This window comes from Burkholderia sp. Bp8994, from assembly GCF_003853805.1.
GTDB lineage: Bacteria > Pseudomonadota > Gammaproteobacteria > Burkholderiales > Burkholderiaceae > Burkholderia.
The window spans coordinates 116,170-130,584 of record NZ_QTQH01000010.1 but is presented as its reverse complement, the minus strand read 5'-3'; the positions used below and the strand labels follow the sequence as shown (position 1 = coordinate 130,584).

Below are 14,415 nucleotides of genomic sequence, written 5' to 3'. Positions count from 1 at the left end.
CGGCGCGCGTCGATGGCTGCGCGTCAGCCGTCGACCCAGCGCAGCGCGCCGATCTTCACGTGTTCGACGACGCTGCGCGCCCAGTCGAGCTCCGCGTTCAGCAGCATGAGCGCATGCTCGTTGTGCAGCAGGAACAGGCGCGGCACCTGGTCGTTCTGCGCGGCGTTGCGCAGCGACTCGAGACGTTCGCGTTCGGCTTCGAGCGCTGCGATGCGGCGCTCGAGTTGCCGGCGTGCATCGTCGGCATCGAGCAGCGGCAGGAACGCGAGGCCGGCGCCGAATGCCGGAAACTCGCGCGCGGGCTCCGCGAGCAGCGCATGCAGCCATGCCTGGCCGGCCGTATGTCCGGCTTCGGTCAGCGTGTACAGCGTGCGCTCGGGAAACGCGCCGTCGCGCTCGGTGTCGTGCACGGCGATCAACCCGTCGCGCAGCAGCCGGTCGATCGTCTGGTACAGGCTCGTGCGCTGCCGCACGTTGACGACTTCGTCGTAGCCGCGCGCCTTCAACTGCTGCAGCATTCCGTATGGATGCATCGGCGTTTCAGTAAGCGTCGCGAGGACCGCGAGTGCGAGCGGAGACGGGCGGCTTGTTGACATGAATAGTTCTGTTATATCTAGTAAATATATAACTAGTATCAACTAGACTATCATATTTCACAAGGGTTTCAGCCAAGGTGCGAGCGCTTTGCGGCCGGCGCGACGGTTTCCATCGTCGCGAGACCGTGAACGATTCCACAGTCCTCGACCGAATGTTCGCCGACACACTGGCGGCGCAATTCGGTGAGCTGGTCGCGCAGATGCGTCAGTTCCGCGAGGCGCGCATCGACGTGGCCGATGTGTTCGTCGAGCAGCGCGTTGATCGAATCGCATGGGTCGGCGGGCGTGTCGGTGAGCTGCAGCAGCGCGCGGATTTCGTCGTGCGCCATGTCGAGCGCGCGGCAGTTGCGGATGAAGCGCAGCCGCTCGACGTGCACGTCGGTGTAGTTGCGGTAGTTCGAATCGGTGCGCTCCGCATCCGGCATCAACCCCTCCTTCTCGTAGAAGCGGATCGTCTCGGGCGTGCAGCGGGCCGCCTTGGCCAGTTCGCCGATCTTCATGGCTTTCTCCTTTGCAAGGGTTGACCTTGTAGTGGCTTCAGGGTGTTAACTGTACTCCGTCAAGCCATAGAGGAGGTTGTCATGACCGACGCGCAGCGTACCCACGACCCACGACACCGTCATGCCGGCGGCGCCGAGACCTGCTGCGCCGATGCGCGCGACCCGCAGGCGGCGACTGTTGGCGACGCGGCGTCGGCGGCCGGCGAGCACGCGCACGGCGACGCGGCGCGCGACGGGCAGTCGCGTGGATGCGGCCACGACCATGACCACGATCAGGCATCGGCGAACCTCGCCGGGCACGACCACGGTGACCGTGCCGGCCACGCGCACGGCGACGGGCATGGCGATGCGCATGGCCACGCGCACGACGACGGGCACGGGCACGGCGCGGCGAGCTCGCACGACCACGCGGCACACGGCCATGCCACGCATGACCATGCTGATCACGATCACGATCACGACCACGCGGCCGGCGCCTGCTGCGCGCCGGCCGCGCTGACGCTCGTACCGCTGCCGGCCGCGCGCGCGACCGCGTCGGGTCATGTGCGCTCCGCGTTCCGGATCATGCAGATGGACTGCCCGACCGAGGAAACGCTGATCCGCAAGAAGCTCGGCGGGATGCAGCAGGTGTCGGCGCTCGAATTCAACCTGATGCAGCGGATGCTGACCGTCGACCACGTGGCCGGTGCGCAGCCTGCGATCGAAAGCGCGATCCGTACGCTCGGGATGACGCCGGAGGCCGCATCGGCCGACGCGCCGGCAACGCCGGTCGCGCCGCCGCCCGCGAAGCCGTGGTGGCCGCTCGCGGTCGCCGGCGTCGCCGCGATCGCGTCCGAGGCCGTGAGCTGGGCCGGCCTGCCGGTGTGGCTGTCGGCGGTGCTGGCGCTCGCGGCCGTGCTCACGTGCGGGCTGACCACCTACAAGAAAGGCTGGATCGCGATTCGTAACGGCAACCTGAACATCAACGCGCTGATGAGCATCGCGGTGACGGGCGCGATGGCGATCGGCCAGTGGCCGGAAGCCGCGATGGTGATGGTGCTGTTCACGATCGCCGAGCTGATCGAGGCGAAGTCGCTCGATCGCGCGCGCAATGCGATCCAGGGCCTGATGCAGCTCGCACCGGACACCGCGACCGTGCAGGACATCGACGGCACGTGGCGCACGATCGAGGCCGCGCGGGTCGCGCTCGGCGCGATCGTGCGCGTGAAGCCGGGCGAGCGGATCGGGCTGGACGGCGAAGTGGTCGCGGGCCGCTCGACGGTGAACCAGGCGCCGATCACCGGCGAGAGCCTGCCGGTCGACAAGACGGCAGGCGATGCGGTGTACGCGGGCACGATCAACGAAGCGGGTTCGTTCGACTATCGCGTGACGGCGGTTGCCGCCAACTCGACGCTCGCGCGGATCATCCACGCGGTCGAGGAAGCGCAGGGCGCGAAGGCGCCGACGCAGCGCTTCGTCGACCGGTTCGCACGCGTCTATACGCCGATCGTGTTCGCGGTCGCGCTGCTGGTCGCGGTGGCGCCGCCGCTCGTCATGGGCGGCGCGTGGCACGACTGGATCTACCGCGCGCTGGTGCTGCTCGTGATCGCGTGCCCGTGCGCGCTGGTGATCTCGACGCCGGTGACGATCGTGTCGGGGCTCGCGGCCGCCGCACGGCGAGGGATTCTCGTGAAGGGCGGCGTGTATCTGGAAGAAGGCCGCAAGCTCGCGTGGCTTGCGCTCGACAAGACCGGCACGATCACGCACGGCAAGCCGGTGCAGACCGATTTCGACCTGCATGCGACGGACGTCGACGCGGCGCGCGTGCGTCATCTCGGCGCGAGCCTTGCGGCGCGCTCCGATCATCCGGTGTCGCAGGCGATCGCCGCGGCGGCGCGCGACGCGCAGACGGCAGCGTTCTCCGATGTTGAGGAATTCGAAGCAATCGTCGGGCGTGGCGTGCGCGGCACGATCGACGGCGCGCGCTACTGGCTCGGCAACCACCGGCTCGTCGAGGAGCTCGAACGCTGCTCGCCGGCGCTGGAGGCGAAGCTCGACGCACTCGAGCGGCAGGGCAAGAGCGTCGTGATGCTGGTCGACGACACGCGCGTGCTCGGCATCTTCGCGGTGGCCGACACGATCAAGGACACCAGCCGCGCGGCTATCGCCGACCTGCACGCGCTCGGCATCCGCACCGCGATGCTGACCGGCGACAACCCGCACACCGCGCAGGCGATCGCGCAGCAGGCCGGCATCGACGATGCGCGCGGCAACCAGTTGCCCGAGGACAAGCTCGCGGCGGTCGAGGAATTGTCGGCGGGCGGCGCGGGCGCGGTCGGGATGGTCGGCGACGGGATCAACGACGCACCGGCGCTCGCGCGCGCCGACATCGGCTTCGCGATGGGCGCGATGGGCACCGACACGGCGATCGAGACGGCCGACGTCGCGCTGATGGACGACGACCTGCGCAAGATTCCCGCGTTCGTGCGGCTGTCGCGCGCGACGCACCGCGTGCTGGTGCAGAACATCGGCTTCGCGCTCGGCGTGAAGATCGTGTTCCTCGGCCTGACGGTCGCCGGGCTCGGCACGATGTGGATGGCCGTGTTCGCCGATGCGGGTGCGAGCCTGATCGTCGTCGGCAACGGCTTGCGGCTGCTATCGAAGACGGGCGTGTTCGACAGCGCGCGGACGCAGTGACGAGGAGCGGGCGATGAGCTTTCTGAAACGGATCCTGGGCGGCCACGGAGGCGGTCATGGCGGTGGGCATGGAAGCGGCCACGGTAGCGGCGGGCATCATGGCGGAGCGGGCCGGGAAGGCCATGGCGGCCACGATGCGCGCGGCCGCGATCGTCACGGCTGGGGCTGGCAGCCGTCGGCCGACGCGCAGGGCGGCCCCGGCAGCAACTTGCCGCTGCGTCAGCTCGCCTGTGCGGGCTGCGGCGCCATCAACGCGGCGGATGCGCGATTCTGCGCGCAGTGCGGTGTCGCGCAGCGGGGCAAGGCATGCAGCCGCTGCCACGCGGCACTGGCCGCTGACGCGCGCTTCTGTCCGGGCTGCGGCACGCAGGCCGGGTAAGGCTCGATCGTCGGCCTCGATGCCGGTTGTGACGGCCGATCTTCAAGGGCGGCGTGGCGCCTGCAACGGGCGTCGCCGGGCCACGGCGTGCGGGCTCGCTCCGAGTCCCGAACCCCGAACCCGGGACCTGCGCTCAACGCAGCGGCAAATGAATCTCGGTGCGCAGGTCGGCCGGCGCCGCATCCATCGGCGTATTCAGATACAGCTCGAACGGCGGCGCATCGGCGGCTTCGCGGCCCGAGTGACGCAGCCAGTCGCCGTACAGCCACTGGTAAGCGGTCTTGAGGTCCGCATACGGCCCGGTATGCAGCAGCACCGCATACTCGCCGCCCGCGATCGTGATGCGCTCGACCGGCGGCGTCGGCTCGACGTCCGGCGCGCCGCCGGCCGGCACGAAGCACGCTTTCGCTCGCAATTGCGCTTCGGGCGTGGTGTCCGGATCGTCGTAGAAGATCCCGATCATCTTTGCGCCGGGGCCGATCAACCCGTGCTGCCCGACCCACGCGCCAATCTGCCCGAACGCGTCGCCGACCTTCAGGTAAGCGCCCGTATGCGCCACCGCATAACCGCGCAATTCCGGCTGCCGCCGGATCTCGACTTCATGCTTGAACATGTCTTCCTCTCCTCGCTGTAACGGATAGATCGGCCGGTGGACCCCGGCGCGCCGGTGCTGCGCGGGCGGCACGCCGTAAGCATCCCGAAATGCGCGTGCGAACGCGTGCGTCGAACCGTAGCCGGCGCGCCGGGCGATCGCGTCGAGCGGCAGCGCCGTGCAGACGAGGTCCTCCGATGCGCGCACGATCCGCATCCGCCGCACCGTCAGCACGATCGACTCGCCGTACAGCGCGCGATAGACGCGCTGCCAGTGATATGGCGACAGGCACGCGATGTCGGCGAGCCGGTTCAGGTCGAGCGTGTCGTCGAGGTGCGTGCGGATGTGGTCGTGAACGCGCGCGATGCGTGCTGCATAGCGGGTCCACGCGGGCGTTTCGGCTTTCGTGTCGACGGTCATGCGTGCGTCCCCCGGCAGGAATCGACGTCACGGTAGCACGCCGCCGATTGATAAATCTTGCGGAGATGCGTAGGCCAACAAAATCTGCCCCTTTTTAATTTCGCCGAAATGGGGTCTCGTCCCCGTCGAGATATGTCTAAAGTTAAAGACGGTGAAATCGGGTGATCGCGTCATTTTTCTCGGGTAAGTTGCTTGGGGCGGCAACGCACGGTTTTCGAAGTACGCAGGTAGTTCGTCGATGTTCAATCGCAACGCCACGTTTTTCGGGAGAAGAAGAAATGGATGCTTCCAGCTTCATCACGTCGCTGCAGACCACGCTAGGCGGATACCTGCCGAAGATTGCCGGCGCGATCGGCATCCTGGTGATCGGCTGGCTGATCGCCGTCGCGGTGCGGGCCGGCGCGCTCCGGCTGCTCAACGCGCTGAAGGTCGATCAGCGGATCAACGAAAGCACCGGCCAGGGCGCGCGCGTCGAGCGGATCATCGCCGGCGGGCTGTTCTGGCTCGTGCTGCTCGTCACCGCGGTGGGCATCTTCAACGTGCTCAACCTGTACGCGGTGTCCAATCCGTTCTCGCTGCTCGTCACCCACATCGTCAACTACCTGCCGAACCTGATCGGCGGCGCGGCGCTGACGCTGATCGCGTGGCTGATCGCGTCGCTCTTGCGCAGCCTCGCGAACCGTGCGCTGAAGGCGAGCAAGGTCGACGACAAGCTGTCCGAAAGCGCGGGCATGCAGCCGATGAGCGGCTATCTCGGCGACGTGCTGTTCTGGCTCGTGATCCTGATGTTCCTGCCGGCGATTCTCGCGTCGTTCGCGCTGTCCGGCCTGCTGTCGCCGGTGCAGGGGATGGTCGACAGGCTGCTCGCGATCGTGCCGAACCTGTTCGCGGCCGCGGTGATCGGCTTCGTCGGCTGGGTCGTCGCGCGCGTGCTGCGCGGCCTCGTGACGAACCTGCTGGTTGCCGCAGGCGCCGATCGCCTCACGCAGGGCCTCGACAGCCCGACGCCGGTGCGCGTGTCGAGCCTGATCGGCACCATCGTCTACGTGTTCGTGTTCGTGCCGACGCTGATCTCCGCGCTCGACGCGCTGAAGATCGACGCGATCTCGATTCCCGCCACCAACATGCTGAACCAGTTCCTCAGCGCGGTGCCCGACATCGTCGCGGCGATCGTGATCGTGCTCGTCACGTTCTATTTCGCGCGCTTCGTCGCGTCGCTCGCGCAGAAGCTGCTGGAAGCCGCCGGCGCCGACGGGCTGCCGGCCGTGCTCGGCGTCGAGCGCGTGTTTTCGGGGATCCTGCAACCGTCGGTGCTGGTCGCGCGGCTGATCGTGTTCTTCGCGATGCTGTTCGCATCGGTGGAGGCCGCGAACCGGCTCGGCTTCACGCAGGTGCGCGACGTCGTCACGCTGTTCATCGAATTCGGCGGCCATGTGCTGACGGGCGGCGTGATCCTCGTGATCGGCGTATGGCTCGCGGGCCTCGCGCGCCGCGTGATCGAGCAGGCCGACCGCGAGCACAGCGTGCTGTTCGCACGGATCGCGCAGTTCGCGATCCTCGGCCTGGTGTTCGCGATGGGGCTGCGCGCGATGGGCATCGCCAACGAGATCGTGCAGCTCGCGTTCGGCCTCGTGCTCGGCGCGATCGCGGTGGCGGTCGCGCTGTCGTTCGGCCTCGGCGGCCGCGAGGCGGCCGGCAAGCTGCTCGACCGCTGGTTCAACCAGCGCGGCGGCGGTCAGTAACGCCGGTGACGCGTCGGCCGTCCGGCCGCTTCGCGCGGCCGGACGGTGTGTGCACGACGCTCGTGGAGAGCCGCCCACCGCCCACCGTTGCCGTCAGCGAAACGTCAGCCGTCATCTTTGCCGAATTTCGATAACACGTCGTTTAATGACTCTCTAGCATCGATTCTCAGTCGCGCGGGCCCGCAGGCCGGCGCCTTTCAGGAGAATCCGATGAAAGCAGAGTCGAATGGCCGGCCCGCCGCCGGCGCCAAGTCGTCCGGCCAGCCCGCGCTGCAGCAGACGCTCGGGACCTGGCAACTGTGGGGCATCGCGGTCGGCCTCGTGATTTCAGGCGAATACTTCGGCTGGAGCTACGGCTGGGCGAGCGCCGGCACGCTGGGCTTCGTCGTCACCGCGCTGTTCGTCGCGGCGATGTACACCACCTTCATCTTCAGCTTCACCGAGCTGACGACGTCGATCCCGCACGCGGGCGGCCCGTTCGCGTATGCGCGCCGCGCGTTCGGCCCGGCGGGCGGCTATCTCGCCGGCGCCGCGACGCTCGTCGAGTTCGTGTTCGCGCCGCCCGCGATCGCGCTCGCGATCGGCGCGTACCTGCACGTGCAGTTTCCGGGGCTCGAACCGAAACACGCGGCGATGGGCGCGTATCTCGTGTTCATGGCGCTGAACATCGTCGGCGTGCAGATCGCCGCGACGTTCGAGCTGGTCGTCACGCTGTTCGCGATCTTCGAGCTGCTGGTGTTCATGGGCGTCGTGTCGCCGGGCTTCGCGTGGAGCAACTTCATGAAGGGCGGCTGGTCGGGCGCCGATCATTTCAGCGTCGGCGCGTTCCACGGCATGTTCGCCGCGATCCCGTTCGCGATCTGGTTCTTCCTCGCGATCGAAGGTGTCGCGATGGCCGCCGAGGAGGCGAAGAACCCGAAGCGCTCGATCCCGATCGCATACGTGGCCGGCATCCTGACGCTCGTCACGCTCGCGATCGGCGTGATGGTGTTCGCCGGCGGCGCGGGCGACTGGACCAAGCTCGCGAACATCAACGACCCGCTGCCGCAGGCGATGAAGTACATCGTCGGCGCGAACAGCGGCTGGATGCACATGCTCGTGTGGCTCGGGCTGTTCGGGCTCGTCGCGTCGTTCCACGGGATCATCCTCGGCTATTCGCGCCAGATCTTCGCGCTGGCCCGCGAAGGCTATCTGCCGGAGTGGCTCGGCAAGGTGCATCCGCGCTTCAAGACACCGCATCGCGCGATTCTCGCGGGCGGCGTGGTCGGCATCGCCGCGATCTACAGCGACGAGCTGATCCAGTTCGGCGGCCAGACGCTCACCGCGAACATCGTGACGATGTCGGTGTTCGGCGCGATCGTGATGTATATCGTAAGCATGGCGGCGCTGTTCAAGCTGCGCCGCTCGCAGCCGAACCTGGAGCGACCGTTCCGCGCGCCGCTGTACCCGTTCTTCCCGGCGTTCGCGATCGTTGCAGCCCTGATTTGCCTTGCGACGATGGTGTACTTCAACGGGCTGGTGGCGATGGTGTTCATCGCGTTCCTCGCGCTCGGCTACGCGTACTTCCTCGCGACCCGTTCGCAGCGTGCGAGCGCACCGGGCGACGCGCTGCTCGAGGAATGAGGATGGCCGACCCGAACGGCCGTTCGTGACGGCATGCGGCGCGCCCCGTCGAACGGGCGCGCCGTCGGCGTCAGGCAAGGCAAGGACTGGCAAGGAGATTCGAACGATGTCCTACACGGAGACGATCGGTCCGCGCACGTACCGTTTCGCGGACCTGAAGACGCTGCTCGCGAAAGCGAGCCCGCTGCGCTCGGGCGACCAGCTCGCCGGCGTCGCGGCGGCGAGCGAGGAGGAGCGCGTGGCCGCGAAGATCGCGCTCGCGGGCGTGCCGCTGAAGGCGTTCCTGAACGAAGCGCTGATTCCGTACGAACACGACGAGGTCACGCGCCTGATCCTCGACGATCACGACGCGGCCGCGTTCGCGGAGATCTCGCACCTCACCGTCGGCGACTTCCGCAACTGGCTGCTGTCGCCCGCGGCCGACGGCGCCGCGCTCGAGCGGATCGCGCCGGGCCTCACGCCCGAGATGGTCGCGGCCGTGTCGAAGCTGATGCGCAACCAGGACCTGATCGCGGCCGCGCGCAAGCGCCGCGTCGTCACGCGCTTTCGCAACACGGTCGGGCTGGCCGGCCGGATGTCGGTGCGGCTGCAGCCGAACCATCCGACCGACGACGTGAAGGGCATTGCCGCGTCGATGCTCGACGGGCTGATGTACGGCTGCGGCGACGCGATGATCGGCATCAACCCGGCGACCGACAGCCTCGCGGCGATCGTGAAGCTGCTCGCGATGATCGACGGATTCCGCGAACGCTACGGCGTGCCGACGCAGTCGTGCGTGCTCACGCACGTGACCAACACGATCGCGGCGATCGAGAAGGGCGCGCCGGTCGACCTGGTGTTCCAGTCGATCGCGGGCACCGAGAAGGCGAACGCGAGCTTCGGGATCTCGCTCGCGCTGCTCGGCGAGGCGCGCGAGGCCGCGTTGTCGCTCAAGCGCGGCACCGTCGGCAACAACCTGATGTACTTCGAGACGGGGCAAGGCAGCGCGCTGTCGGCGAACGCGCACTTCGGTGTCGACCAGCAGACCTGCGAGGTGCGCGCGTATGCGGTCGCGCGCAAGTTCGATCCGTTTCTCGTGAACACGGTGGTCGGCTTCATCGGGCCCGAATACCTGTACGACGGCAAGCAGATCATCCGCGCGGGGCTCGAGGATCATTTCTGCGGCAAGCTGCTCGGCGTGCCGATGGGCTGCGACATCTGCTACACGAATCACGCGGAAGCCGACCAGGACGACATGGACACGCTGCTGACGCTGCTGGGCGCGGCCGGCATCAACTTCATCATGGGGATTCCGGGCGCGGACGACGTGATGCTGAACTATCAAAGCACGTCGTTTCACGACCAGCTCTACGTGCGCGAGGTGCTCGGCCTGCGCCGCGCGCCCGAGTTCGAGGAATGGCTGGAGACGATGGAGATCGCCGACGCGCACGGCGCGCTGCGCGCCGCGAACGCGCGTGTGCCGCTGCTCGCGGGCGCGAACGACTGGATGGGGATTTCGGCATGAGCGACGCCGTCGAAAAGAACCCGTGGGCGCAGCTGAAGTCGTTCACGAACGCGCGGATCGCGCTCGGCCGCGCGGGCAGCAGCCTGCCGACCGCGCCGCTGCTCGCGTTCAACCTGTCGCACGCGCAGGCGCGCGACGCGGTGCACCAGCCGCTCGACGCGGACGCGCTGCGCCGCGAGATCGACGCGGCCGGCTTCGCGACGCTCGGCGTGCAGAGCGCGGCGCCCGACCGCCAGCATTACCTGCGCCGGCCCGATCTCGGCCGCAAGCTGTCCGATGACGGACGCGCGCTGCTGGCCGGCTACGGCGCGGCGCTCGACGACGCGCCGGAGGTGGTGTTCGTGGTCGGCGACGGGCTGTCGGCGTTCGCGGCCGCGAAGCAGGCGCTGCCGCTGCTGCAGGCCGTGTGCCCGCGGCTCGAAGCGGACGGCTGGCGGATCGGCCCGGTGGTGGTCGCGACGCAGGCGCGCGTCGCGCTCGGCGACGAGATCGGCGAACTGCTGCGCGCGCAGGTCGTCGCGATGCTGATCGGCGAACGGCCGGGGCTCAGCTCGCCGGACAGCCTCGGCGTGTACCTGACCTGGGCGCCGAAGGTCGGCTGCCACGACGCACTGCGCAACTGCATCTCGAACGTGCGGCCCGAAGGGCTGCCGCATGCCGCGGCCGCGCACAAGCTGCATTACCTGATGACGCACGCGCGCCGGCTCGGCCTCACGGGCGTCGGGCTGAAGGACGACAGCGATGCGCTGTTGCCGCAGGCGGAAGCGGAGCGGATCGGCGCGGATTGGTGAGGATCGATGGCGCGACCGCGCCGTCCGTCTACTTGTCTACTTGAACAGCCGCTCGCACAGGAAGTCGACGAACACGCGCAGCTTCGGCGACAGCTGCCGGCTCGACGGCCACACGATCGAGAACTGCCCCGGCGCGATCCGGTAGTCGTCGAGCACCGTGACGAGCGCGCCCGTGTCCAGCGCGTCGCGCGCGAGGAAATCGGGCATGTAGCCGATGCCGAGCCCCGCCATCACCGCGCCGCGCAGCGCTTCCATGTTGTTGCAGGTCATCGCGGTGCGCAGCTTCAGCGGCGTGCCGTCGTCGGCGGCGAGCGCCCAGTCCTGCAGCTTGCCGGTGGTCGGGAAACAGTAGCGCACGCAATCGTGCGCTTCGAGATCGCGCGGCGCCCGCGGCGTGCCGGCCTGCGCGAGATACGCGGGCGTTGCGCACAGCACGAACGCGAACGGGCCGAGCCGCCGCGACATCAGGCTCGAATCCGACAGCGGGCCGCTGCGGATCACCGCGTCGAAGCCGCCTTCGACGACATCGACCATCCGGTCGTTGAAATCCAGGTCGAGCTCGACGTCCGGATAGCGCTGCCTGAATTCGGGTAGCACCGGCAGCAGGAACCGGTAGCCGATCACCGGCAGGCTCACGCGCAGCTTGCCGCGCGGGCGCTGCGCGGCGGCCGTCACGGTCGCCTCCGCATCGCGAAAATCCTCGAGGATCCGCTGGCAGCGTTCGTAGAAATGGCGCCCTTCGTCGGTCAGCGTGACGCGCCGCGTCGTGCGGTTGAACAGGCGCACGCCGAGCGACTGCTCGAGCCGCGCGATCGTCTTGCCGACGGCGGACGCCGAGATGCCGAGCGCGCGGCCGGCCGCGACGAAGCTGAGCGCTTCGGCGGTGCGGACGAAGGCGGCGATGCCGTTCAGGTTTTCCATCGACGTAGGCGGGCGAGCGGATGCGATGCGGTGAATTGAGGAATTTTAGTCCGTTATATACGGAGCAACGCATTGTTTTTCGGTGATTGAATCGAAATTATCCTTGATCGCGCTTGAGGCGCATCCGCGCCGGCTTTTCGAGGAGCAATGATGGATCACCCGTTTTCAGCCGATTCAGCCACATCGGCACGCCGGCGCGCGTGGGTGCTGGCCGCCGTCTGCATGGCCGCCGTCGCGCTGCCGCTGTCGTTTTCGGGCGGCGCGGTCGCGACGCCCGCGATCGGCCGCGACCTGCACGGCGGCCCGGTCGCGATGAACTGGATCACGAACGCGTTCATGCTCGCGTTCGGCAGTTTCCTGATGGCGGCGGGCGCGCTGGCCGACCAGTTCGGCCGCAAGCGCGTGTTCGCGATCGGCGTCGGCGGCTTCACGCTGATGTCGGTTGCGCTCGCGTTCGCGCCGTCGATGCTCGCGGTCGACCTGCTGCGCGGCGCGCAAGGGCTCGCGGCGGCCGCGGCGCTCGCGGGCGGCACGGCCGCGCTGGCGCAGGAGTTCGACGGCGCGGCGCGCACGCGTGCGTTCAGCCTGCTCGGCACGACCTTCGGCATCGGGCTCGCGTTCGGGCCGGTGCTCGCCGGCTCGCTGATCGCGCACGGTGGCTGGCGTGCGATCTTCGTCACGGGCGCGGCGGCCGGCACGCTGTCGCTCGGGTTCGGGCTGCCGCGCATGCACGAGTCGCGCGATCCGCACGCGACGGGGCTCGACTGGCCCGGCACCGCAGCGTTCACCGCCGCGCTCACGCTGTTCACGTTCGGCGTGATCGAGGCACCCGCGCGCGGCTGGACGCATCCGCTCGTCGTTGTGCTGCTGGCGGGCGCGGTGCTCGGCGCGTGCGCATTCGTCGCGATCGAGACGCGCGTCGCGCGGCCGATGCTCGACCTCTCGCTGTTCCGGATTCCGCGCTTCGTCGGCGTGCAGGTGCTGCCGGTGTCGACCTGCTGCTGTTACATCGTGCTGCTCGTCGTGCTGCCGCTGCGCTTCATCGGCATCGACGGTTTCAGCGAAATCGACGCGGGCTGGCTGATGCTCGCGATCTCCGCGCCGATGCTCGTCGTGCCGCTCGTCGCGGCGACGCTCACGCGCTGGCTGTCGGCCGGCGTGATCTCGGGGCTCGGGCTCCTGCTCGCGGCGGCGGGCCTCGTATGGCTGGGCGTCGCGCTGCGCGGCGGCGCGGGGCCGGCGGCGATCGCGCCGATGCTCGCGATCGGCGTCGGGGCCGGCATGCCGTGGGGGCTGATGGACGGGCTGTCGGTCAGCGTCGTGCCGAAGGAGCGCGCGGGGATGGCGACCGGGATCTTCAGCACGACGCGCGTTGCGGGCGAAGGGATCGCGTTAGCGATCGCCGGCGCGGTGCTGGCGACCCTCGCGCACGCCGATTTGCGGCAGGCGGCGACGGGAACATCCGACGCGACGCTGCGGGCGGCCGCGCGCCTCGCGACCGGCGATCTCGCCGGTGCGGCGGCCGGGTTGCCGGGCGTCGGTCGTGCGGCGCTGCTCGCGAGCTATGTGCATGCATTCGATCGGCTGCTGATCGGGCTCGCGGTCGTCACGGTGCTGTGTGCGGTGGTGGTGTTCGCGTTTCTCGGTGCACGGCCGGCAGTGGCGGAAGCGCGCGGCGATGACGGCGAACCGGCGCATACCGACGCGCGGGCGCGTCGCCGGACCGGACCGGCTTGCGTGGAAGCAAGCGGGCGGTGAGTGTGCGGTGAGCGGGGCGTCGTCGGGGGCGTGCAGGTCGACAATCGCGGACCGCGCGCCCGGGCATTTTGCGATGGCGCGAATCCGCGTACCGACGATCGGCCCCGCGCGCGAATGACCGTAGAGCGTTGCGTCGCCGGGCACACGCTCATCGGGAACGGCGCCGGCGCGCTCCTGCACCGACGACTCACCCGGCGCGTCACGTTTGCGCAAGCGGCCGCAGCGCCTCATCGGCCCATGCGCGCCCGCCTTGCCGCGACGGCGGCATGGTGCGGCGACTCACGCCAGCACGAGCGGCCGCAGCGCCTCACCGGCCCAGGCACGCGCGCCTTGCCGCAACGACGGCATGGTGCGGCGCCTCACGCCAGCACGAGCGGCGGCAATTCCGCATCGGCCCGCGCGTGCGCGCTTTCCACGTCAACGACCACATAACGCAGCGCATCCGGCCACAGTTGCGCGCGGCTTCCCGCCTCTTCGTCGATCGTCGCGCGCCCCTGCACGAGCCACGTCGTCTGCCGGACGAAATCGACGAACAGCAGCGCGATCGCCGGATTCACGAGCAGGTTGCCGATCGTGTTGAACAGGTTGTTGCCCGCGAAGTCGGGCAGCACGAGCGTGCGGCGATCGGGCAGGTCGACGAGCGGGGCGAACGAACCGTCCGCGCGCGGCTGCCGGCCGCGATACGAGCAGTCGGCGTCGCCCGCCGCGTTCGCGGTCGCGACGATCAGGAATGCCTGTTCATGGATGAACGCGACGACATCGTCGCTCAAGGGGCCCGGTTGGTTCATGGTTCGGTCGGCGCGTGGCCGATGCGTGCGGATTCGCGTTCCGCACGCAAGCGACATGCCATGCGGCGAGCGTGGCGCGCAGCGGTGCGTGCGCAGCTGCGCTGTGAAAAATCCGAACACCCGTC

The 14,415-nt window shown here is 69.0% G+C and carries 13 protein-coding genes; 7 read left to right on the top strand and 6 right to left on the bottom strand.

Annotation, left to right across the window (positions count from 1 at the left end; genetic code table 11):
* Positions 1-23: 23 nt before the first annotated feature.
* The 3 genes from DIE04_RS13055 to DIE04_RS30125 form a co-directional block, all read right to left on the bottom strand.
* Positions 24-596, bottom strand: coding sequence for a PadR family transcriptional regulator (locus DIE04_RS13055; protein WP_124520454.1), 573 nt, complete (start codon positions 594-596; stop codon positions 24-26).
* A gap of 68 nt (positions 597-664) precedes the next feature.
* Entirely contained in the window at positions 665-1,096 is a 432-nt protein-coding gene (cadR, locus tag DIE04_RS13050; protein WP_014895515.1) for a Cd(II)/Pb(II)-responsive transcriptional regulator, read from the bottom strand.
* A 45-nt stretch (positions 1,097-1,141) separates the two neighbouring features.
* Positions 1,142-1,639, bottom strand: a complete 498-nt coding sequence (locus tag DIE04_RS30125; protein ID WP_260426251.1) for a hypothetical protein — start codon at positions 1,637-1,639, stop codon at positions 1,142-1,144.
* A 27-nt stretch (positions 1,640-1,666) separates the two neighbouring features.
* On the opposite strand from DIE04_RS30125, the gene DIE04_RS13045 reads away from it, so the two are divergent.
* Together DIE04_RS13045 and DIE04_RS13040 are read left to right on the top strand one after the other, a co-directional pair.
* Positions 1,667-3,772 carry a heavy metal translocating P-type ATPase gene (locus DIE04_RS13045; protein ID WP_260426252.1) on the top strand — a complete coding sequence of 702 codons (2,106 nt, stop codon included), beginning with the start codon at positions 1,667-1,669 and terminating at the stop codon, positions 3,770-3,772.
* 13 nt (positions 3,773-3,785) lie between these two features.
* Positions 3,786-4,151, top strand: a complete 366-nt coding sequence (locus DIE04_RS13040) for a zinc ribbon domain-containing protein (RefSeq protein ID WP_124520456.1) — start codon at positions 3,786-3,788, stop codon at positions 4,149-4,151.
* 133 nt (positions 4,152-4,284) lie between these two features.
* Here the strand turns inward: DIE04_RS13040 and DIE04_RS13035 are convergent, their stop codons facing one another.
* Entirely contained in the window at positions 4,285-5,163 is an 879-nt protein-coding gene (locus tag DIE04_RS13035) for a GyrI-like domain-containing protein (protein ID WP_124486836.1), read from the bottom strand.
* A 278-nt stretch (positions 5,164-5,441) separates the two neighbouring features.
* On the opposite strand from DIE04_RS13035, the gene DIE04_RS13030 reads away from it, so the two are divergent.
* The 4 genes from DIE04_RS13030 (at position 5,442) to eutC (ending at position 10,823) form a co-directional block, all read left to right on the top strand.
* Positions 5,442-6,905 carry a mechanosensitive ion channel gene (locus tag DIE04_RS13030; RefSeq protein WP_124520457.1) on the top strand — a complete coding sequence of 488 codons (1,464 nt, stop codon included), beginning with the start codon at positions 5,442-5,444 and terminating at the stop codon, positions 6,903-6,905.
* Between the two features lie 210 nt (positions 6,906-7,115).
* Positions 7,116-8,528 carry an ethanolamine permease gene (gene eat / locus DIE04_RS13020; RefSeq protein ID WP_124486838.1) on the top strand — a complete coding sequence of 471 codons (1,413 nt, stop codon included), beginning with the start codon at positions 7,116-7,118 and terminating at the stop codon, positions 8,526-8,528.
* Positions 8,529-8,634: 106 nt separating this feature from the next.
* Positions 8,635-10,032 carry an ethanolamine ammonia-lyase subunit EutB gene (locus DIE04_RS13015; RefSeq protein ID WP_124520458.1) on the top strand — a complete coding sequence of 466 codons (1,398 nt, stop codon included), beginning with the start codon at positions 8,635-8,637 and terminating at the stop codon, positions 10,030-10,032.
* Positions 10,029-10,823, top strand: coding sequence for an ethanolamine ammonia-lyase subunit EutC (gene eutC / locus DIE04_RS13010; protein WP_124486840.1), 795 nt, complete (start codon positions 10,029-10,031; stop codon positions 10,821-10,823). Before DIE04_RS13015 ends, eutC begins: the two co-directional genes overlap by 4 nt.
* A 36-nt stretch (positions 10,824-10,859) precedes the next feature.
* Here eutC and DIE04_RS13005 read toward each other — a convergent pair whose 3' ends face one another.
* Positions 10,860-11,744 (bottom strand): LysR family transcriptional regulator, encoded by an 885-nt coding sequence (locus DIE04_RS13005; protein ID WP_044848388.1) that lies wholly within the window; start codon positions 11,742-11,744, stop codon positions 10,860-10,862.
* 150 nt (positions 11,745-11,894) lie between these two features.
* Between DIE04_RS13005 and DIE04_RS13000 the strand changes: the two genes are divergently transcribed.
* The gene (locus DIE04_RS13000; RefSeq protein WP_124520459.1) at positions 11,895-13,502 is read left to right on the top strand and encodes an MFS transporter; all 1,608 of its coding nucleotides are present in this window, start codon (positions 11,895-11,897) and stop codon (positions 13,500-13,502) included.
* 359 nt (positions 13,503-13,861) lie between these two features.
* Here the strand turns inward: DIE04_RS13000 and DIE04_RS12995 are convergent, their stop codons facing one another.
* Entirely contained in the window at positions 13,862-14,290 is a 429-nt protein-coding gene (locus DIE04_RS12995) for a pyridoxamine 5'-phosphate oxidase family protein (protein ID WP_124486842.1), read from the bottom strand.
* Between the last annotated feature and the right edge of the window lie 125 nt (positions 14,291-14,415).